The organism is Streptomyces bugieae, from assembly GCF_036352915.1.
In the GTDB taxonomy this organism is placed as follows: Bacteria; Actinomycetota; Actinomycetes; order Streptomycetales; family Streptomycetaceae; genus Streptomyces; species Streptomyces endophytica.
Map to the genome: position 1 here is coordinate 52,429 of NZ_JAZBJP010000009.1, position 19,406 is coordinate 71,834.

Consider the following 19,406-nt stretch of genomic DNA (forward strand, 5'->3'; position numbering starts at 1 on the left):
GGGCGGCGGCCGCAAGGGACGGCGGGTGAAGCGGGGGCGGGGGCTAGCCGGCCCCCGCCCCCGCTTCGGCGGTCCCGGGCCTCGTGTCGCCGGTCTCCTCCGCCCCGTTCGTCTCCTCCCCCGCCGTGGCCGTCCAGGAGGCGCAGTACACCAGCAGCTTCGCGGTGAAGTTGATCCACAGCAGCAGCGCGATCGGGGTGCCGAAGGCGCCGTACATGTTGCGCGAGGCGACGCCCTGGAGGTAGCCGCTGAGCAGCAGCTTCAGCGCTTCGAAGCCGATCGCGCCGAGGAGGCCGGCGATGACCACGGCGCTGCGCGGCGGGTGGGCGCCGGGCAGCTTGGTCAGGACGTAGACGAGCAGCAGGAAGTCCGCGAGGACGGCGGTGCAGAAGCCGGCGGCGGACAGCAGGACGGTGCCGATGCCGCCCTCCGCCAGGCCGAGCGCGTGCGCCGCCTTGCCGACCGCCGCGGACGCGAAGGCCGAGCAGGCGAACGAGAGCAGGGCGACCCCGCCGAGTCCCAGCAGCAGCGCCCCGTCCCGGAGCTTGCCGAGGAAGAAGTTGGTGTCCTCGTCGCCCTTCTCCCATACGGCGCGCAGGCAGTCGCGCAGCGAGTCGACCCAGCCGATGCCGGTGAGCAGCAGCACGGCACCGGCGACCAGGCCGATCGTGGTGGCGTTCTCGACGAGCCCGGCGAGATCGAGCTGCCCGGAGATGCCGGGGATCTGCTCGGCGAACTTGCTCTGCAGCTTGTGCAGGTCGCGGTTGCTGAGCAGGGCGGCGCCGATCGCGGCGGCCACGGTGAGCAGCGGGAAGAGGGCGACGAAGCTGGTGAAGGTGATCGCGGCGGCGAGCCGGGTCCAGTGCACCCGGAGCATGCGTTCGTAGGCGTGCCAGAGGTGAGTGGTCATCAGCCAGCCGACGGCCGGCCCGACCACCGGCAGTTTCCTCAACCAGTCCACGGCGCTCCCCTCGTACGGCAGTCGGTCGCCCCGGTGATCCGGAACCCTAGGGTCCGACTACCCCGTAACGGCCTCCGGACATCCGGCCGGCGGCCGCCTCACACCAAGGGGACGGCCGGCGGCGGCCCGTGCGCCGGGGTCAGCAGGAAGGGGCCGGGGGGCGGGAGAGGTCGGCGGCCTGGCGGGGGACGGCGGGGGTCTGCGGGCCGAAGGGGTACTCGCGCTCCAGGCGCCAGACGGCGTCCGCGCCCTGCTGGTAGAGCGCGAACCCGGCGATCGTCCAGGTCGCGGAGAAGTCCGCGAGCTCGGCCCGGGCGCGGTCCATGGCGTCATCGGCGATGCCGTGCGCGACCGTCACATGCGGGTGGTACGGGAACTGCAGGTCACGGGCGCACGGGCCGGAGGCGACGCGGACCCGGGCCTGGAGGGCGGTGCAGCCGGCCGCGCCCTCGGTGACCTTCACGAAGACGACCGGGGAGAGCGGGCGGAAGGTGTCGGTGCCCTCCAGCCGGAGCGGGAAGGGGCGGGAGGAGGCCGCGACGCCGGCCAGATGGCGCTCGATGGCGGGCAGCGCGTCGGCCTGGACCTCCGTGGGCGGGAGGAGGGTGATGTGGGTGGGGATGCCGTGTGCGGCGGGGTCCCCGAAGCTCGCGCGCTTCCGCTGGAGGAAGCTGCCGTACGGCTCCGGGACCGCGATCGAAACGCCCAGCGTTACGGTCCCCACTGGCTTCTCCCTCCTGACGTGTGTGCGGCGCGCTCGCGCACCCTCTTAGTGTGCCGGGTGCGCACCCCCGACGGGGAGCGTCCCCGGCCCTCGGACGGCCGGGCCGTTGTGCCCCCGTGAGTGGAGGCGGCGGCCCTGGCGGGGTCCGCGCGGCCGGCCGGGGCGGGCCGCGCGGACCGTTCCGTCAGTGCTTGGCCGGCAGGAGTCCGAGCCGGTCGTAGGTGGTGGCGAGGGTCTCCGCGGCGACCGAGCGGGCCTTCTCCGCGCCCTTGGCCAGCAGGGAGTCCAGCGTCTCGGGGTCGTCGAGGAATTCCCGCGTACGGTCCCGGAACGGTGTGACGAAATCGACCATCACCTCGGCGAGATCCGTCTTGAGGGCGCCGTACATCTTGCCCTCGTAGGACTTCTCCAGGTCCGGGACGGAGGTGCCGGTGAGGGTGGAGAGGATGCTGAGGAGGTTGCTGACACCGGGCTTGGCCTCGCGGTCGAAGCGGATCACCGTGTCGGTGTCCGTCACGGCGCTCTTGACCTTCTTCGCGGTGACCTTGGGGTCGTCGAGCAGGTCGATGATGCCCTTGGGCGAGGACGCCGACTTGCTCATCTTGATCGACGGGTCCTGAAGATCGAAGATCTTCGCCGTCTCCTTGAGGATGTACGGGTTGGGGATGGCGAAGGTGTCGCCGTAGCGCGTGTTGAAGCGGTCCGCGAGGTCGCGGGTCAGCTCCAGGTGCTGGCGCTGGTCCTCGCCGACCGGGACCTGATCGGCCTGGTAGAGGAGGATGTCGGCCACCATCAGCACGGGGTAGGTGAACAGGCCGACGGTGGTGCGGTCCGCGCCCTGCTTGGCCGACTTGTCCTTGAACTGGGTCATCCGGGAAGCCTCGCCGAAGCCGGTGACGCAGTTCATGACCCAGGCGAGCTGGGCGTGCTCGGGCACATGGCTCTGGACGAAGAGCGTGCAGCGCTCCGGGTCGAGGCCGGCCGCGAGCAGCTGGGCGGCCGCGATCCGGGTGTTGCGGCGCAGTTCCGCCGGGTCCTGCGGAACGGTGATCGCGTGGAGGTCGACGACCATGTAGAAGGCGTCGTGGGACTCCTGGAGGTCCACCCACTGGCGCACCGCGCCGAGGTAGTTGCCGAGGTGGAAGGAGCCGGCGGTGGGCTGGATACCGGAGAGCACGCGAGGACGATCGAGAGCCATGGGACCGATTGTCTCAGGTCGCGGGGGGCGGTAGGGCGTCCGGTGGGTGGGGAGGGCGGGGCGGGGCCACCGGGGGGCCGGGGCGGAGCCCCGCGGCGTCGGGGGCGGCGGCACGTGGGCGGTGGCCCGCAGGGGGTGGTCGAACGCATCCCGTAGGGGATGGCGAGGCCCCCTGCGGGGCCACAACGTGCAGGTGGGGGCGGGTATTCCCCAGCGGTCGGAGATCCCCGGCGGTCGGAGATCCCCGGCGGTCGGAGATCCCCGGCGTCCGGGCATTCCCCGGCCGGGGAATCCCCCTGGCCCCTACTCCCCGACAGCCAGCCCCGGCGCCGGGTAGGCCGCCATCAGCTCGGCGACCTCGTTGCGGATCACCGTGAGGGCGTCCTCGTCGCCCTTCGCCGCGGCCTGGACGCCGCGGTCGATCCACTCCGCCACCTGCGGCATCCGGTCCGTGCCCAGACCGCGGGAGGTGAGGGCGGGGGTGCCGATGCGGATGCCGGAGGGGTCGAAGGGCTTACGGGGGTCGAAGGGGACGGTGTTGTAGTTGACGACGATGCCCGCCCGGTCCAGGGCCTTGGCCGCGACCTTGCCGGGGACGTCCTTCGAGGTGAGGTCGATCAGCACCAGGTGGTTGTCGGTGCCGCCGGAGACCAGGTCGTAGCCGCGGGCCAGCAGCGCCTCGGCGAGCGCCTTGGCGTTGGCGACGACGGCGTGCGCGTACTCCCGGAAGGACGGGGCGGCGGCCTCGTGCAGGGCGACCGCGATGGCGGCCGTGGTGTGGTTGTGCGGGCCGCCCTGCAGACCGGGGAAGACCGCCTTGTCGACGGCCTTGGCGTGGCTCGCCCGGGACATCAGCATCGCGCCGCGCGGCCCGCGCAGGGTCTTGTGCGTGGTGGTGGAGATGACGTCCGCGTGCGGGACGGGCGACGGGTGGGCGCCGCCCGCGACCAGCCCGGCGATGTGCGCGATGTCCGCGACGAGCACGGCATCGACCTCGCGGGCGATCTCGCCGAACGCGGCGAAGTCGATGGTGCGCGGGACGGCCGTACCGCCACAGAAGATGATCTTCGGGCGTTCCTTGCGGGCGAGCTCGCGCACCTCGTCGAAGTCGATGAGCGCGGTGTCGGCGCGCACGCCGTACTGGACCCCGCGGAACCACGTACCGGTCGCCGAGACGCCCCAGCCGTGGGTGAGGTGGCCGCCCATCGGCAGCGCCATGCCGAGCACGGTGTCGCCCGGTTCGGCGAACGCGAGGTAGGCGGCGAGGTTGGCCGGCGAGCCCGAGTACGGCTGGACATTGGCGTGTTCGACGCCGAAGACGGCCTTGGCGCGCTCGACGGCCAGGGTCTCGACGCGGTCGATGTTCTGCTGGCCTTCGTAGTAGCGACGGCCCGGGTATCCCTCGCTGTACTTGTTCTGCAGGACCGTGCCGGTGGCTTCCAGGACGGCGGCGGAGACGTAGTTCTCGCTGGGGATCAGCCGCAGCGTGTCGGCCTGGAGCTGCTCCTCGGCGCCGACCAGCGCGGCCAGTTCGGGGTCGGCGGCGCTCAGCGCGGGATGGGAGAGGGATGCGGACTGCGGGTGCGCGGACTGCGGAAGTGACATGGCGTCCTCCGGGGCGGTCGATCGGTGGTCCGGTCGTGGTCCCGGGGTGCCCAGGCGGGGCGACACCTCGTGGCGGTGGCCACGCAGCGCTCCCTCGGGGTCGTTTCCCCGTACGCCAGTCGCGATGCGCACCGCCGAGTCTAGACGGCCGCGCGCGGCCCGGTGCCGGGAACACCCGTTCCGTCCCACCGCGCGGCGCCGGGAACGCCCCACGGCCCGGTGCCGGGAACGCCCCACGGCCCGGTGCCGGGAACGCCGCACGGCCCGGTGCCGGCACTGTCCGGCCGCCCCGGCCGCCCCGGCGCCTTCCGGACGAACGACCCGAGGAGCAATATAGAGGGGCATATGGGGTACCTCACTCCATGCGCCCCGTACGGTCTACCGGAACGGAGTCACGGTGACGTCCACGGAACCCGGCGTCGCAGCCGCCCTCGCCGCCGCCGAAGCCCACAGCGCGCACAACTACCACCCGCTCCCCGTGGTCGTGGCGACCGCCGAGGGTGCCTGGATGACGGATGTGACGGGCCGGCGCTACCTGGACATGCTCGCCGGGTACTCCGCGCTGAACTTCGGGCACGGCCACCCGCGGCTGCTGGCCGCCGCCCGGGCCCAGCTGGAACGGGTCACCCTCACCTCCCGCGCCTTCCACCACGACCGGTTCGCCGACTTCTGCGCCCAGCTGGCCGAGCTGTGCGGGATGGAACTGGTGCTGCCGATGAACACCGGCGCCGAGGCCGTGGAGACCGCGCTGAAGACCGCCCGCAAATGGGGCTACCAGGTCAAGGGCGTCCCGGACGGCCGGGCGAAGATCGTCGTCGCGGACGGCAACTTCCACGGCCGGACCACCACCATCGTCTCGTTCTCCACCGACCCCGAGGCCCGCGCCGGCTTCGGCCCGTACACCCCCGGTTTCGAGGTCGTCCCCTACGGCGACCTGGCCGCGATGGAGGCGGCGCTCGACGACCGGACCGTCGCGGTCCTGCTGGAGCCGATCCAGGGCGAGGCGGGCGTACGGGTGCCGCCGCCCGGCTATCTGGCGGGCGTACGGGAGCTGACCCGGCGGCGGAACGTGCTGTTCGTCGCCGACGAGATCCAGTCCGGGCTGGGCCGCACGGGCCGGACCTTCGCCTGTGAGCACGAGGGCGTGGTGCCGGACGTGTACGTGCTCGGCAAGGCGCTGGGCGGCGGGGTGGTGCCGGTGTCGGCGGTGGTGTCCTCGCGCGAGGTGCTGGGCGTCTTCGCGCCGGGGGAGCACGGCTCGACGTTCGGCGGGAACCCGCTCGCCTGCGCGGTCGCGCTGGAGGTCATCGCGATGCTGCGGACCGGCGAATACCAGCAGCGGGCAACGGAGTTGGGCGAGCACCTGCACAGCGAGCTGGGGCTGCTGGTGGGCGGCGGGACGGTGGACGCGGTGCGCGGCCGCGGACTGTGGGCCGGCGTGGACGTCAACCCGTCCCGCGGCACCGGGCGCGCGGTCTCCGAGCAGCTGATGACGCGCGGCGTCCTGGTCAAGGACACCCACGGCGCGACGATCCGGCTCGCGCCGCCCCTGATGATCAGCAAGGAGGACCTGGACTGGGGGCTGGAACGGCTGAGGGACGTCCTGGAGGCGTGAGAAGCGGGCGTGGGGGCGGCGCGCCGGGGACGTGCGGGGGCGACGGACGTGCAGCGGGCGGCCGGCGGCGGGTGCGAGGCCCTGGCCGCCCGCTGCGCCAGCCCCGTACCGCGTACGCGTCCCGCCCGGGTCCCGCGGGTCCCCCGGGGCCGCCCGCGTCAGCCCGCGTCAGCCCGGTCCGCCCGCGTCAGCTCGCGTCAGCGGATCACGTGCGGGAGGAAACGGGCGTACTCGTCCGTGACCGGTCCCGCCGACTCGCGGATGCCGAGGCCGGCCGCCTCGTCCTCGACGACCCAGGCACCCAGCACCACCCGGTTGCCGTCGAAGTCCGGCAGCGGCGCCAACTCCTGGTAGCAGCACGGGTCGTCGGGCCCCCGGAGCACCGGCTCGTCGCCCGGCCGGTGCAGGGTGACGCCGGCGCCCTCCCGGCCCAGCAGCGGCTTGGCCGCGTAGCCGCGGGTGTGCGCCAGCTCGCGCGGCCCGTCCAGGTAGGCGGGCAGCAGGTTCGGGTGGCCGGGGTAGAGCTCCCACAGGATCGCCAGCAGCGCCTTGTTGGAGAGCAGCATCTTCCAGGCGGGTTCGATCCAGAGGGTGGAGCCGGTGCCGCCGCCGTTGTCGAGGGTGTCCAGGACGTGCGGGCCGAAGTCGTCGGTGGCCAGCCACTCCCACGGGTAGAGCTTGAAGCAGGCCCGCACGAAGCGCAGCCGCTGGTCGACGAAGCGGCCCGAGAGCCGGTCCCAGCCGATCTCCTCCACGGGGATGCTGACGGTCGCGAGGCCCGCCTGCTGGGCCGTCTCCTCCAGGTAGGCGACGGTCATCAGGTCCTCGCCGAGCTCGTCGCCCGCGGAGTGCGCGAAGTGCACCGGGGCGCCGGGCGGCAGCAGCGGGGCCTGCCGCTTCCAGGCCGCGACCAGCCGCTCGTGCAGCGAGTTCCACTGGTCGGCGCCGGGGAAGCGCTCCTCCATCCAGAACCACTGGGGGCTGGCGGCCTCGACCAGTGAGGTCGGCGTATCGGCGTTGTACTCCAGCATCTTGGCCGGGCCGGTGCCGTCGTAGTGCAGGTCGAACCGCCCGTAGAGGGAGGGGAGTTCGGCGCGCCGGCGCCAGGACTCGGCGACCAGTGCGGCCAGGCGGGGATCGGTGATCCCGAGGTCGGCGAAGCGGTCGTGGGCGACGATGTGCTCGGCGGCGGCCAGGCACATGCCGTGCAGCTCCTCGACGACCTCCTCCAGCGCCTCGACCTCCGGGAGGGTGAAGGAGTAGTACGCGCTCTCGTCCCAGTAGGGGCGCAGCGAGTCGTCCGGGTAGCGGGTGAGCGGGTAGATCAGGCCCTGCGCCTCGACGGTCTGCTGCCAGCCGGGGCGGGGCTCGATGGTGTGGCGTTCCATGGCCGTACGGTGTCCGTTCAGCCGCCGAAGGAGCCGTGCCCGCCGTGCGAGCCGGAGCAGCCGAAGCCGCCGCGGTTGACGGCCGTGGTCCGGCTGAAGGTGCCGTTGTCGGCGTACTTGCCGCCGCCGCTGTCCGGGTCGTAGTACCACTGGGCGTCGGCCGGGCGCTTGCCGCGGCCCGACGTACCGGATCCGGCGCCGCCGGTCCCCGAGCCGCCGGTGGACGAGCCGCCGCCCGCCGAGCAGTTCTTGGCGTCGACGACGCGGTAGCCCTTGACGACGTCGTAGCTGTTGCGGTCCACGCAGCGCTTGTCCGGGTCCGAGCCGCAGGACGTCAGGGCGGCGGCCAGGGCGCCCATACCGCCCAGGATCACCGTGCTCGACCGCAGTCGGCGGCGTGCTTTCTCGGCCATTTTCCGTCTCCCCCGTGATCTCCCGTGGACGGACTCGGGTGAGCGCGTCGACGGGAACGAACTTGGTGTGCGCCCGTCAGCCTAGAAGGGGCCCGCCCGCTGTCCGGGAGGGCCCCCGTCCGGTTCCCGGCTTGGCCCCCTACAGTCGCTTCATGCTCCTTGGGATGGTCTGTGCCCTCGCCTCCGCGGTGTGCTTCGGCACCGCCTCCGTCTTCCAGGCCGTCGCCGCGCGCTCCACCGCGCCGGGTACGGACTCCGGCGTCGATCCGCGGCTGCTGCTGCGGGTGCTCGGGCAGTGGCGGTATCTGGCCGGTCTGGCCCTGGACGGGCTGGGCTTCGTGCTGGAGCTGGTCGCGCTGCGGGCGCTGCCGATCTACACGGTCGGGGCGGCGCTCGCGGCGACCCTCGCGGTGACGGCCGTGGTCGCCGCGCCGGTGCTGCACACCCGGCTGCGCCCCGGCGAGTGGGCCGCGGTGGCGGTGGTCTGCGGCGGGCTGGCGATGCTGGCGCTGGCCTCCGGCGAGGAGGGCCATCTGCGGGGCACCCCGGGCCTGCGGATCGCGACGCTGGTGTTCGCGGTGGCGCTGCTGCCGGCCGGCGCGCTGGCGGGGCGGCTGCCGGAACGGTCCCGGGCCGCGGCGCTCGGCCTGGGCGCCGGTTTCGGCTTCGGCGTGGTGGAGGTCGCGGTCCGCCTGCTGGACGACTTCGCGCCGCTCGCCCTGCTCACCAACCCCGCCGCGTACGCCCTGCTGATCGGCGGCGGCGCGGCGTTCCTGCTGCTGACCACCGCCTTCCAGCGCGGCTCGGTGACCACCGCCACCGCGGGCATGGTGATCGGCGAGACCATCGGCCCGGCCCTGGTCGGCGTCGCCTGGCTCGGCGACCGCACCCGCGAGGGCCTGGCCCCGCTGGCGGTACTGGGTTTCGCCCTGGCCATCACCGGCGCACTCCTCCTGACCCGCTTCGGGGAGGCACCGGCGGAACGGGAACAGACCCCGGACGCGGTGCCGGCGGTCGACGGGTAGGGCGCGACAACCGCGGCGTGCCTAGGGTGAGTTCACCGCCTCCGATCCGCTCGAAGGATGACGCACCCATGACGCACGCCGGCCACCCCTCTCCCGCCCCGCTCCCCGGGGACCTGTCGCTGCGCCACCCCGTGCCGTCGGACCACCCCCGCCTCCAGACGGCACTCGCCGACTGGTGGGGCGGCCTGGGCGGCGAAGCCGGCGCACTGCAACGGAAGTTGCTCGTCCCCCGCCTCTTCCTTCAGCACTTCGCCGACACCAGCTTCCTCGTCGAGCGCCCCGACGGCACCCTGCACGCCTTCCTGATCGGCTTCCTCTCCCGGACCGACCCGGCGACGGCGTACATCCACTTCGTCGGCGTCTGCCCGGACGGCAAGCGGGGCGGCGTGGGCAGGGCCCTGTACGAACGCTTCTTCACCCTCGCGCACGAGGCCGGCCGCACCCGGATCCGCTGCATCACCAGCCCCAACAACCGCGCCTCCATCGCGTACCACACCCGCATGGGCTTCCACCTGGAGCCGGGCGACCACACCGACGAACACGGCACACCGGTGCACACGGACTACGACGGACCGGGACTGGACCGGGTCTCGTTCGTGCGGGAGCTGTGACCCGGCCCCCCAGCCCCTTTCGGGAACCCGGGCGCCGGCGCCATCAAGGGCGAGGTATTTCGAGAAGCTCCAGGCTCTCGATGACGATGTCGGCGGTGTCCCTTTCTCCTACGCTGAGCAGCCAGTCGACGAACCGCCAGCCGTGCTCCTCCATGGGACTCCGGTCGTATGCGGGCGGTGTGGGACCGAAGTTCCGCTCCAGCCAGGTGTGATACGCCTGCCGGGTGGCGCGGTACTCCTCGCGGGGAGGAGCGGGTTCGCCGGAATCTTCGTCGAGGAGATCCCAGAACAGCTCCCGCAGGTCGTGTGCGGTGATGTAGAGGTCCCCCTCGTCACCGAGAAAGAGGACGGGCAGGGTGGCGAGGTCGGCGCGGTCGTCGCAACGCCACAGCGCGTAGAGGGATCCGGACGAAGTGGCCTGGGCGAAGGGGATCACCCGGTCCTCGAAATCCGGATTGTCCGGCTCGGTCCACCCCACGCCGTGGTTGTACGCGCGCAGTTCGAAGCCTGGCGAGTAGAAGTCCGTGCACGTGTCGTCGAATGCCTTGAGCAGGTTCAGCTCGGGTATCGGGGAGTACGCGTCGCTCATGGGATCGGGTCACCTGGGAGAGAAGTCGTCGGTGGCGGAAGTGAGTTGGGGTGAAGTGAGCTCAGGCCTGACCGCGGCCCGCTCCCGACCCCGGCGGCAAAGCCCTGGTCAGTGCGTCCAGGGCGCCGTTGAACGCATGCTCCGGTGGCGTGCCGTAAGCGACGACCAGGCCGTCGCGTGGGGCGTCGGGGGCGGTGGGGTCGTGGAAGCGGGTGAGGCCTTCGAGGGCGAGGGCCTGCCAGCGGGCGGCCTGGATGATGGACTGCTCGGTGCCGGGCGGGAGTTCGAGGACGGCGTGCAGGCCGGCGGCGATGCCGGAGACGTGGACGTGGGGCGCCCGTTCGGCGAGAGCCGCGACGAGCTGGTCGCGGCGGCGGCGGTAGCGCAGCCGCATCCCGCGCAGATGCCGGTCGTAGGCGCCGGAGGAGAGGAACTCGGCGAGGGTGAGCTGTTCCAGCTGGCCGGACTGCCATTCGCCGGTGCGTTTGACGGCCAGCAGCGGGTCGACGAGGTGGTCCGGCAGCACCATCCAGGCCAGCCGCAGGGCGGGGGCCAGGCTCTTGCTGGCGGTGCCCAGGTAGACGACGTGGTCCGGGTCGAGGCCCTGGAGGGCGCCGACGGGCTGCCGGTCGTAGCGGAACTCGCCGTCGTAGTCGTCCTCCAGGACGTAACCACCGGTGGCCCGCGCCCAGTTGACGGCGGCGGCGCGCCGGTCGGGGTGCAGCGGGACACCGGTGGGGAACTGGTGGGCGGGGGTGAGCAGGGCCGCGCGGACGTCGTCGAGCCCGGCCAGGTCCTCGGTGCGGGCGCCGCGTTCGTCGACGACGAGCGGGACGGTGCGCAGTCCCGCGCGGGTGATGACGTCGCGGTGGAAGTCCAGCCCGTACGACTCGACGGCCAGCCGGCCGGTGCCCAGGGTGCGGGCGAGCAACGCCAGGCCCTGCATGAAGCCGGTGCAGACGACGATCCGGTCGGGGTCGGCGCGGACCCCGCGGGCCCGGGCGAGGTAGTCGGCGAGGACGGTGCGCAGTTCGGGGCGGCCGGCCGGGTCGCCGTAGCCGAACGCCTCGCTGGGCGCGGCGGTCAGCGCGCGGCGGGCGGCGGCGAGCCAGGCGGTGCGGGGGAAGGCGGAGACGTCCGGGGTGCCCGGGGTGAGGTCGAAGCGCGGCCGGCCGGGGCGGGCGGCCGGGCCGTGCGGGCGGCGCACGGCGGGGGCGGTGCGCGGCAGTACCCGGTCGGCGACCCGGGTGCCGGAGCCCTGGCGGGCGCTCAGCCAGCCCTCCGCGACGAGTTCGGCGTAGGCGTCGGCGACGGTGTTGCGGGCGATGCCGAGGTCCACGGCGAGCGAGCGGGAGGAGGGCAGCCGGGTGCCGGGGGTCAGCCGTCCGGTCCGTACGGCGTCCCGCAGCGCGCGGATCAGGGCGGCCCGCAGCCCGCCGGGGCCGGTGAGGTCCAGATGCAGGTCACGGCCGAAAGTGGCCCATGAATTCCCCATGGAAGTGGACCATACCGCTGCGCCATTGCGGCCGTAGCGTCGTAGCCATGACGACGACATCAACCGGCCCCCGGATGCACTGGGCCAAGCTCGCGCCCGAGGTCTACAAGGCCATGATCGCGCTGGACGCGGCGGCGAAGAAGGACCTGGACCCGGTGCTGGTCGAGCTGGTCAAGATCCGGGCGTCCCAGCTCAACAAGTGCGCCTTCTGCCTCGACATGCACATCAGGGACGCCCGCGAGGCCGGGGAGACCGAGGAGCGGATCTATCTGCTCGGCGCCTGGGCGGAGGCCGAGGAGTACTACACCGGCAAGGAGCGGGCGGCGCTGGAGCTGACCGAGGCCGTCACCGTCCTCACGGAGGGCTTCGTCCCGGACGAGGTGTACGAGCGGGCCGCGGCCCACTTCGAGGAGTCCGAGCTCGCCCAGCTCATCGCCCTGATCACCACCATCAACGCCTGGAACCGCTTCGGCGTGACCACCCGCATGACCCCGGGGAGGGCCTGAACCGATGTCCGCCCGTATGAAGTTCTGGGGCCGGCAGCCCGCGTTCTACCAGGCGCAGCTGGCACTGACCACGGCCGCCAAGAAGGGCCTGGACGACCCGGTCCTGGCCGAGCTGGTGGTGCTGCGCGCCTCGCAGCTCAACCGGTGCGCGTTCTGCATCGACATGCATGTGAAGAACCTGCGTCAGGCCGGGGTGGGCCGGCAGCGGATCGATCTGCTGCCGGCGTGGGAGGAGGCGGGTGATCTCTACTCGGCGCGGGAGCGGGCCGCGCTGGCGTTCACCGAGGCCGTCACCGTCCTGACCGAGGGCCACGTCCCGGACGAGGTCTACGAGCGGGCCGCGGCCCACTTCGACGAGCGCGAACTGGCCCATCTGCTCGCGGTGGTCGTCGCGATCAACAACTGGAACCGGGTCAACGTCACGGTCCGCCAGCCGCCGGGGCTGGAGCTGTGAGCGCCGCCGCGACGCTGCGCGCGCTGCACCACGGCCCGCGGCTGCCGCTGGTCCTGCCCGGCCCGTGGGACGCGGCCGCCGCCCGGGTCTTCGCGGACGCCGGCTTCCCGGCGCTGGCCACGCCCAGCGCGGGCATCGCCGCTTCCCTCGGCCACGAGGACGGCCGGACGCCGCCGGCGGAGATGTTCGCCGCGATCGCCCGGATCGTGCGGGCGGTGGACGTCCCCGTCACGGCGGACGTGGAGGCCGGGTACGGGCTGTCCGCGAAGGAACTGGTGGGCCGGCTGCTGGACGCCGGGGCGGCCGGCTGCAATCTGGAGGACAGCGACCACGCCGCCGGCGCCCTGCGCGACGCCGAGGAGCAGGCCGCCTGGCTGGCGGAGGTACGGGCCGAGGCCGGTGACGCGCTGGTGATCAATGCGCGGATCGACACGTATCTGCGGGGCGTCGAGGGCGAGCGGGAGACGGCGGAGACGGTGCGCCGCGGTCTGCTCTACGCGGCGGCGGGTGCCGACTGCGTCTACCCGATCCTCGCCCCGCCCGCGCTGCTGTCCCCGCTGGCCGCCGCCATCGGCCGCCCGGTGAACGCCCTCGCGGTGCCCGGCGGGCCCGACCCGGAGGAGCTGGGCGCGCTGGGCGCGGCCCGGATCACCTTCGGCGGCGGTCTGCAGCACGCCGCGATGGCGACGCTGGCGGAGGTGGCCGAACGGCTGCGGGGCGGGCGGCCCGCGGAGGGCTAGCCGCTACGAACCGGACGCGGTGGGGCGGGCGTACAGGGGTCGCCCGCTCCGCCCGGGCGTACAGGGGTCGCCCGCTCCGCCCGGGCGTACAGGGGTCGCCCGCCCCGCCCGGCCCCGCGTCAGCGTTCGTCGGTCCCGGCGACCTTGCCGGTGCTGAGCGCGATCCGGTTCCAGGTGTTGATGGTGAAGATCAGCGCCAGCAGCCGGGCCAGTTCGTCCTCCGCGAAGTGCCGGGCGGCCCGCTCGTACACCGCGTCCGGCACCCCGCCGTGCGCGACCAGCGTGACGGCCTCGGTGAGCGCCAGCGCCGCCCGCTCCCGGTCGGTGAAGAAGTGCGCCGCCTCCTCCCAGACGGCGACCATGTGCAGCCGCTCCTCGCTCTCCCCCGCCTTGCGGGCGTCGCTGGTGTGCATGTGCAGGCAGTAGGCGCACTTGTTGAGCTGCGAGGACCGGATCTGGACCAGTTCGACCAGGGCCGGGTCCAGCCCCTCACGGGCCGCGGCGTCGAAGCCGATCAGCGCCCGGAAGGCCTTGGGGGCGGCCTTGGCGAAATTGACCCGGGGGACGCGGACTTCGGTGGTTCCGGCGGCCTCGGCGGCTTCGTGGGTGGGTGCGTTGTTCGTCATCTCATGCCCTGCGGTGTTCGTCATGCCTTGAATCTATGAGTCCGGGCGACCGGCTGTAGGGTGCATTTCCATGTCGGAATCATGGGTCAATTCCGCCGCGGGCCTGGGCGCCGATCTGCATCTGGAACTGACCGGTCCGGGCGGCCGCCGCGCCGCCCTGCTCGGCGCGCTCCGCGAGGCCGTACGGTCCGGGCGGCTGGCCCCCGGCACCCGCCTGCCGCCGTACCGCTCGCTCGCCGCCGACCTCGGCCTCGCCCGCAACACCGTCGCCGACGCCTACGCCGAACTCGTCGCGGAGGGCTGGCTCACCGCCCGCCAGGGCTCCGGCACCCGCGTGGCACACCGGGCGCAGCCGCTGACGCCCACCCGGGCCCCGGCCCACCGCGCCCCGGCGGCCCGCCCCCGGCACAACCTCCTCCAGGGGCAGCCGGATGCCGCCGCGTTCCCCCGCACGGCCTGGGTCGCCGCCGCCCGCCGGGCGCTGACCGCCGCCCCCGACGACGCGTTCGGGCCCGGTGATCCGCGCGGCCGCCCGGAACTGCGCCGCGCGCTGACCGACTATCTGGCGCGCACCCGCGGTGTCCGCACCGACCCCGGCCGGATCGTCGTCTGCTCCGGTTTCGCGCACGCCCTGCGGCTGCTGTTCCCGGCCGTCCTGCCCGGTCCGCTCGCCGTCGAGTCGTACGGCCTGCCCTTCCACCGGCAGCTCCTGGCCGCGGCCGGCACCGTCACCCGCCCCCTGGCGGTCGACGAAATCGGCGCGGACACCGGGCAGTTGACGGATCTGGACGAGGTGCGGGCGGTGCTGCTCACCCCGGCCCACCAGTTCCCCACCGGCGTCCCGCTGCACCCCGACCGCCGGGCCGCCGCCATCAACTGGGCGCGGTCCGGCGGTGGTTACGTCATCGAGGACGACTACGACGGTGAGTTCCGCTACGACCGCCGGCCGGTCGGCGCCCTGCAGGGACTGGACCCGGAGCGGGTGATCCACCTCGGATCGGTCAGCAAGAGCCTGTCGCCCGCGGTGCGGCTGGGCTGGATGGTGCTGCCCGGCCGGCTGGTCGACGCGGTCCTCGCGGCGAAGGGCGAACGGGAGGCGTGGGCCGGGGTCACCGACCAGCTCACCCTCGCGGAGTTCCTGACGTCCGGCGCCTACGACCGGCACGTCCGCCGGATGCGGCAGCGCTACCGGCGGCGCCGGGACCAGCTGGTCGCCGCGGTGGCCGGCCATGCGCCGGGGCTGCGCGTCACCGGCATCGCCGCCGGGCTGCACGCCGTCCTCCAACTCCCGGACAACTCGGGCGAGTCGGACGAGCGGGCCGCGCTGCGGGCCGCCCGCTGGCAGGGTCTGGCCCTCGACGGACTGTCGGAGTACCGCCATCCGGAGGCGCCGACGCCGCCCCGGCACGGCCTGGTCGTCGGCTATGCCACCCCGTCCGAGAGTGCCTTCCCGGCGGCCCTGGCGGCGCTGTGCCGGGCGCTGCCGCCGGGGCCGTAGGAGGACGTTCCTCCGCAGGGAGCGGGGCGCCGGCTACTGGCCGGCGAACTTGCGGCTGATGCCGTCGAAGACCCGCTGCGCCTCGGGGCCGAGGTGCGGGCCGGCCAGCCAGGTGTGGGCGTTGGAGCTGATGGAGGTGTTGGAGACCAGGGTCAGCTTGCCGCCGCGGTTGACGAACCAGCCGCCGCCGGAGGTGCCGCCGGTCATCGTGCAGCCGATGCGGTGCATGGCGGGCGTGCCCTGCTGCATGACCAGCCGGCCGGGGCGGGCCGGGCAGTTCATCATCCGCGCGCCGTCGTACGGGGGCGCGGCCGGGTAGCCGAACGCGTCGAGGGAGCTGATGCCGTCGGCGGAGGGGGCGTTGAACCACACCTGTGCGGCGGCGCCGACGGTCTCCTGGAGCGACTTGCCGCTGCCGTTCTCCGGCTTCACGTGCAGCACCGCGAAGTCGTAGGCCGAGCCGCCGTTGCCGGTCTCCTCGCTGCCCATGTTGATCCACTCACCGGAGGTGGTGATCCAGTCCGCCCAGAAGCGGCCGTAGGGGGTGACCTGCTGGGCGGGGGTGGCGCCGACCTGGTTCATCGGGACGCCGTTGTCGTTGTACGACGGCACGAAGACGATGTTGCGCATCCAGCCGCCCTGCTTGCCGGAGTGCACGCAGTGGCCGGCGGTCCACACCAGGTTGGACTTGCCCGGGTGTGCCGGGTCCTCGACGATCGTGCCGGAGCAGACCATCGGGCCCTTGGGGCTGTCGAAGAAGATCTTGCCGACCGGCGCCATGTGCTGGTGGTACGGGCGGGCGACCTGCTCGGCGGTGACCGGCCGCGGCTCGGGGTCGGAGGCGGAGCCGCTGCCCACGCCGGTGGCGTTCACCCCGATCTCCGGGGCGGCCTTGGCCTTGGCCAGCCGGTCCGCCTTCCAGTGGTCCTTGATGATCGGGTTGGCGAAGTCCGAGGCCTTGCGGGCCCAGTCGCCCCAGTCGTTCCAGCCGCCGTCCTTCCACTTCTTCAGGCCGTCGATGCTGGTCGGCATGCCCTTGGGCAGCTTCAGGCCCCCGTCGCCCGGGCCCTTCTGGTCGGCGGCGGCCGAACTGCCGGGCGCGGCGGCCTTGTCGTCGCTGGGGCCGCAGCCGGTGGCGGTGACCGCGAGCAGCGCGGCCACGGCGGCGGCCGCGGCGGTGGAACGGCGGATGGCAGGCATGGAAGCGGAAGTCCCCCCGGTGCGTGGCGGCCGCGGCACGCGGCGCCATGGTGTGGTGTGTCATGTCCCGTCTCGGACTGCGCCCTACTATGCCGCCCCTCAGGGCTCGCGGGACGGCCAGGGCCGGAAGGCCGGGGGACATAACAGGAGGGGTCGCCGCACGTCGGACGGCCCCGCACCGGCGGCAGCGGTGCGGGGCCGAGTGCCGCCCGCGCTCCCCCCACAGGAGGCAGGCAGCGGCCGGGGGGCGGAAGACGGAGAGGCCCAGGACCTCGGGGGTGGTCCTGAGCCTCTCCTGGAGGTGGGCCTGTGGCGGGTGGTTACCGCAGGAGCTTGACGATCAGCTCCAGCACGTACTTGTCGACCTTCTCCAGGACGATCCGGACCGGGCTCGACGGCTTGAGGGTCTTCACCCACTTCCGGAAGGCGGCGACGCCCTTCTTCGCGGCGGCCTTGGCCTCCTTGTAGTGCTTGCCGAGCACCTTCTTGAGGAACTTCACGATCGCCTTGGCGCGGTCCTTGGCGTCCTTGCCCGAAATGCCCGGCACCTGGGCCTTGTCGAGGCCGGCCGCGTAGGTCACCGCGGTGAGGGTGTTCACGTCACCGGCCGAGCGGACCGCGCCCACCTGGACCGAGGAGACGACCGGCGTCCGGGAGTGCTGGGCCGCGCTGGCCATGGGTGCCGCGACACCCAGCGTGACCGCGGCGGCGAGGGCGGTGGCGGCCATCCGCATCGTCTTGCGCATGGAACTCCTCTTCTCTCTTTCGCGGCGCACCGGTTGTCGGTGATCGCCGGAAGGAGTCTTCCGCCGCCGTCCGGCATTCCGCTATTGCCTCTTCGGGCATCGGACGGATGGCCAACGGACTTCCGGTCATTGACCGAAAGGGACGCCCGCGGAGGGGAATTGAGGATTTCGACCGAAGGTAAAGGAACCTCCTCGCCCGTCCCCAGGGCGAGGAGGTTTCCGGCGGCCTGCCGGGATTACGAACGGTCCACCGGGAGACTGCCGTCCGGCGGGCTGATGTCGTGATGGTGGGCGTAGGCGAAGATGGCCGCCTCGATACGGGTGGCCACCTCAATCTTGGTCATGAGATTGGCCAGGTGAGCCTTGACGGTGCGTTCGGTGATGCCGAGTTGCTGCCCGATCTCCCGGTTGGACGCGGCCTTTCCGATGAGGATGAGCACTTGGCGTTCGCGCGGCGTCAGATGAGGGATTCTGGAGGGGTCTCCCGGTGTCGGGCGCGGGCTCGTGGGGTACGCCACGGTTATCCGCGCAGCCGATAGGTCGCTTTTGTTGCACGTATGACTCTGAGGCAAAGCAGTTCTACCTTCCCCGTATTCTGCTTATGAGTCCTGCTGGGCACGGTCGACCCGCTTTCTCCCCGGTTGGTCGAGTCGGGGTTCCGGCGGACGAACATGGGCGTGCGGTCATCGTGCGCTGCGGTCCGCGGTCCGCCCCGGCTGTGACTCCGGGAGGCGGGCGCGGTGACCGCCCGACGCGGCCTCGGCCCGGCATGAGCGGCGTCACGGTCGGTAACTGCCCAGCAAAGCGAGGCCACATGGCCGGAAAGAGCACTTACCGCAGATCTTAAAGGGTTCCTAAACCGCCGGTACGAGTTTGCGAAGTGGATCTCCCCGACCCCGGCCTGTCCCGAGGGGCACCGGCCAAAGGGTCAATACCGCCCGCGCGGCCCCGTTCGTACGCTCGGTCTCCCCTCCGTACCCCGGAACAGAGCAAGAGGAGATTTCATGAGCAGCGGTTCCACCATGCGCCGGATCGGGTCGGCCGCCGTGGCCGGCGCGGCGGCGCTCACGGCGCTGGCACCCGCGGCCTCGGCCGCCGGCCGGCCGGCGGCGCCGGCCCCCGTGGGCGCCGCGGAGCAGTCGCTCACGAGCAAGCTGACGGTCACGGGCTACCTGCAGTACCTGGCGTCCCGGCACACCCCCGAGGCGAAGCGGACCCTCAAGGCGTTCCGCGCGCTGCCGAAGGCCAAGCAGCAGAAGTTCGTCGGCTACCTGCAGAACCGCAAGGTCTACCAGGCGCTCACCGCGTCGCTGAAGGGCACCACCCGGCCCGGGGGCCTGCGCAGGGCCGCTCCGTACAACCCGGACGTGTCGTTCGTGAAGGAGGTGCGGGTCGAGACCAAGGGGAAGGTCGCCGGTGCGGTGAACACCCGGGTCGGCTTCGCCATGTCGGAGGAGATCTTCGGCATCCCGGTCACCACCGAGAAGGTGTGGGTGCAGTACCTGGCCAAGGGCGGCCGGGCCACCCAGCTCAAGGGCGGCGGCGCGACGGTGACCAACGTCAACGCGGCGGTGGACATCAAGGGCGGCGGCACGCCGCGCCTGTTCCGTGGGGCGGCCACCCTCTCGGCCACCTGGAAGGCCACCCCGCGCTACGCCTCCTTCGGCAAGGGGCTCGACAAGCTCCAGGCCCTCGACGCCGGTGTGCAGGGCTACTGGCGGGCGAGCCTGCACAACGCCTGAGCCGGTGCGGACCGCCGCGCGTCAGGGACGGGCGGCGGCCACCCTCGGGTCCCGGTACGCGGCGGCGCGCGGCTGCCGTCCCGCGCCGCCCGGTCCTCCTGATGCCCCATGGCGGAACTCCCCGAGTTGTTCCGCCGTGGGGTACCACTGTTTCTGGCAACGGCAGCACCACCAGCGCCAGTTGTCCCAGTCGGTACTGGTCTGGGTGGTGTCCTTCCACAACCAGTCGTCACAGTCGGTCGTGGGGCATTTCGGAGGAAGCGGCATGGT

At 72.9% G+C, this 19,406-nt stretch carries 20 protein-coding genes and 1 riboswitch; of the genes, 8 read left to right on the top strand and 12 right to left on the bottom strand.

Annotation, left to right across the window (positions count from 1 at the left end):
• Positions 1 to 43: 43 nt before the first annotated feature.
• From V2J85_RS17670 to V2J85_RS17685, 4 genes are all read right to left on the bottom strand, one after another.
• Positions 44 to 961 (bottom strand): YihY/virulence factor BrkB family protein, encoded by a 918-nt coding sequence (locus V2J85_RS17670; protein ID WP_330822138.1) that lies wholly within the window; start codon positions 959 to 961, stop codon positions 44 to 46.
• Between the two features lie 139 nt (positions 962 to 1,100).
• Positions 1,101 to 1,685: a 2'-5' RNA ligase family protein gene (locus tag V2J85_RS17675; RefSeq protein ID WP_330822139.1), complete on the bottom strand. Its 585-nt coding sequence runs from the start codon at positions 1,683 to 1,685 to the stop codon at positions 1,101 to 1,103.
• A 184-nt stretch (positions 1,686 to 1,869) separates the two neighbouring features.
• Positions 1,870 to 2,883 carry a tryptophan--tRNA ligase gene (trpS, locus tag V2J85_RS17680; RefSeq protein ID WP_261956062.1) on the bottom strand — a complete coding sequence of 338 codons (1,014 nt, stop codon included), beginning with the start codon at positions 2,881 to 2,883 and terminating at the stop codon, positions 1,870 to 1,872.
• Between the two features lie 303 nt (positions 2,884 to 3,186).
• The gene (locus V2J85_RS17685) at positions 3,187 to 4,488 is read right to left on the bottom strand and encodes a serine hydroxymethyltransferase (protein ID WP_261956063.1); all 1,302 of its coding nucleotides are present in this window, start codon (positions 4,486 to 4,488) and stop codon (positions 3,187 to 3,189) included.
• A gap of 41 nt (positions 4,489 to 4,529) precedes the next feature.
• Positions 4,530 to 4,621: riboswitch (ZMP/ZTP riboswitch) on the bottom strand.
• 264 nt (positions 4,622 to 4,885) lie between these two features.
• Between V2J85_RS17685 and rocD the strand changes: the two genes are divergently transcribed.
• Positions 4,886 to 6,103: an ornithine--oxo-acid transaminase gene (gene rocD, locus V2J85_RS17690; protein WP_330822141.1), complete on the top strand. Its 1,218-nt coding sequence runs from the start codon at positions 4,886 to 4,888 to the stop codon at positions 6,101 to 6,103.
• Positions 6,104 to 6,300: 197 nt separating this feature from the next.
• On the opposite strand, the gene V2J85_RS17695 is transcribed toward rocD, so the two are convergent.
• Both V2J85_RS17695 and V2J85_RS17700 read right to left on the bottom strand, forming a co-directional pair.
• The gene (locus V2J85_RS17695; protein ID WP_330822143.1) at positions 6,301 to 7,491 is read right to left on the bottom strand and encodes a glutathionylspermidine synthase family protein; all 1,191 of its coding nucleotides are present in this window, start codon (positions 7,489 to 7,491) and stop codon (positions 6,301 to 6,303) included.
• A gap of 17 nt (positions 7,492 to 7,508) precedes the next feature.
• A complete protein-coding gene (locus V2J85_RS17700) occupies positions 7,509 to 7,904 on the bottom strand; it encodes a hypothetical protein (protein ID WP_261956066.1) in 396 nt (131 codons plus the stop codon).
• Positions 7,905 to 8,056: 152 nt separating this feature from the next.
• Here V2J85_RS17700 and V2J85_RS17705 point away from each other — a divergent pair, with 152 nt between their 5' ends.
• On the top strand, positions 8,057 to 8,929 hold the full coding sequence (locus tag V2J85_RS17705; protein ID WP_261956067.1) for a hypothetical protein: 873 nt from the start codon (positions 8,057 to 8,059) through the stop codon (positions 8,927 to 8,929).
• Between the two features lie 68 nt (positions 8,930 to 8,997).
• Entirely contained in the window at positions 8,998 to 9,540 is a 543-nt protein-coding gene (locus V2J85_RS17710) for a GNAT family N-acetyltransferase (RefSeq protein WP_330822144.1), read from the top strand.
• Between the two features lie 43 nt (positions 9,541 to 9,583).
• On the opposite strand, the gene V2J85_RS17715 is transcribed toward V2J85_RS17710, so the two are convergent.
• Positions 9,584 to 10,129, bottom strand: a complete 546-nt coding sequence (locus tag V2J85_RS17715) for a hypothetical protein (protein ID WP_330822145.1) — start codon at positions 10,127 to 10,129, stop codon at positions 9,584 to 9,586.
• A gap of 61 nt (positions 10,130 to 10,190) precedes the next feature.
• Positions 10,191 to 11,624 (bottom strand): MocR-like pyridoxine biosynthesis transcription factor PdxR, encoded by a 1,434-nt coding sequence (pdxR, locus tag V2J85_RS17720; protein WP_330822146.1) that lies wholly within the window; start codon positions 11,622 to 11,624, stop codon positions 10,191 to 10,193.
• Positions 11,625 to 11,671: 47 nt separating this feature from the next.
• Between pdxR (V2J85_RS17720) and V2J85_RS17725 the strand changes: the two genes are divergently transcribed.
• Genes V2J85_RS17725 through V2J85_RS17735 form a run of 3 tightly spaced genes read left to right on the top strand, consistent with a single transcriptional unit; the run spans position 11,672 to position 13,324 of the window.
• Entirely contained in the window at positions 11,672 to 12,130 is a 459-nt protein-coding gene (locus V2J85_RS17725; RefSeq protein WP_261956071.1) for a carboxymuconolactone decarboxylase family protein, read from the top strand.
• Between the two features lie 4 nt (positions 12,131 to 12,134).
• A complete protein-coding gene (locus V2J85_RS17730) occupies positions 12,135 to 12,584 on the top strand; it encodes a carboxymuconolactone decarboxylase family protein (protein WP_261956072.1) in 450 nt (149 codons plus the stop codon).
• The gene (locus tag V2J85_RS17735) at positions 12,581 to 13,324 is read left to right on the top strand and encodes an isocitrate lyase/PEP mutase family protein (RefSeq protein WP_261956073.1); all 744 of its coding nucleotides are present in this window, start codon (positions 12,581 to 12,583) and stop codon (positions 13,322 to 13,324) included. The genes V2J85_RS17730 and V2J85_RS17735 overlap by 4 nt, the downstream gene beginning before the upstream one ends.
• Positions 13,325 to 13,443: 119 nt before the next feature.
• Here V2J85_RS17735 and V2J85_RS17740 read toward each other — a convergent pair whose 3' ends face one another.
• Entirely contained in the window at positions 13,444 to 13,950 is a 507-nt protein-coding gene (locus V2J85_RS17740) for a carboxymuconolactone decarboxylase family protein (protein WP_419836802.1), read from the bottom strand.
• 70 nt (positions 13,951 to 14,020) lie between these two features.
• On the opposite strand from V2J85_RS17740, the gene pdxR (V2J85_RS17745) reads away from it, so the two are divergent.
• Positions 14,021 to 15,448 (top strand): MocR-like pyridoxine biosynthesis transcription factor PdxR, encoded by a 1,428-nt coding sequence (gene pdxR / locus V2J85_RS17745; RefSeq protein ID WP_330822149.1) that lies wholly within the window; start codon positions 14,021 to 14,023, stop codon positions 15,446 to 15,448.
• 33 nt (positions 15,449 to 15,481) lie between these two features.
• Here pdxR (V2J85_RS17745) and V2J85_RS17750 read toward each other — a convergent pair whose 3' ends face one another.
• The 3 genes from V2J85_RS17750 to V2J85_RS17760 all read right to left on the bottom strand — a co-directional run bounded on the left by V2J85_RS17750 (position 15,482) and on the right by V2J85_RS17760 (position 17,912).
• A complete protein-coding gene (locus tag V2J85_RS17750; RefSeq protein ID WP_261956076.1) occupies positions 15,482 to 16,648 on the bottom strand; it encodes a trypsin-like serine peptidase in 1,167 nt (388 codons plus the stop codon).
• Between the two features lie 320 nt (positions 16,649 to 16,968).
• Positions 16,969 to 17,394, bottom strand: a complete 426-nt coding sequence (locus V2J85_RS17755) for a hypothetical protein (RefSeq protein WP_261956077.1) — start codon at positions 17,392 to 17,394, stop codon at positions 16,969 to 16,971.
• 236 nt (positions 17,395 to 17,630) lie between these two features.
• Positions 17,631 to 17,912 carry a response regulator transcription factor gene (locus V2J85_RS17760; protein ID WP_261956078.1) on the bottom strand — a complete coding sequence of 94 codons (282 nt, stop codon included), beginning with the start codon at positions 17,910 to 17,912 and terminating at the stop codon, positions 17,631 to 17,633.
• A gap of 486 nt (positions 17,913 to 18,398) precedes the next feature.
• Between V2J85_RS17760 and V2J85_RS17765 the strand changes: the two genes are divergently transcribed.
• Positions 18,399 to 19,136, top strand: coding sequence for a hypothetical protein (locus V2J85_RS17765; protein WP_261956079.1), 738 nt, complete (start codon positions 18,399 to 18,401; stop codon positions 19,134 to 19,136).
• The last annotated feature ends 270 nt before the right edge of the window (positions 19,137 to 19,406 follow it).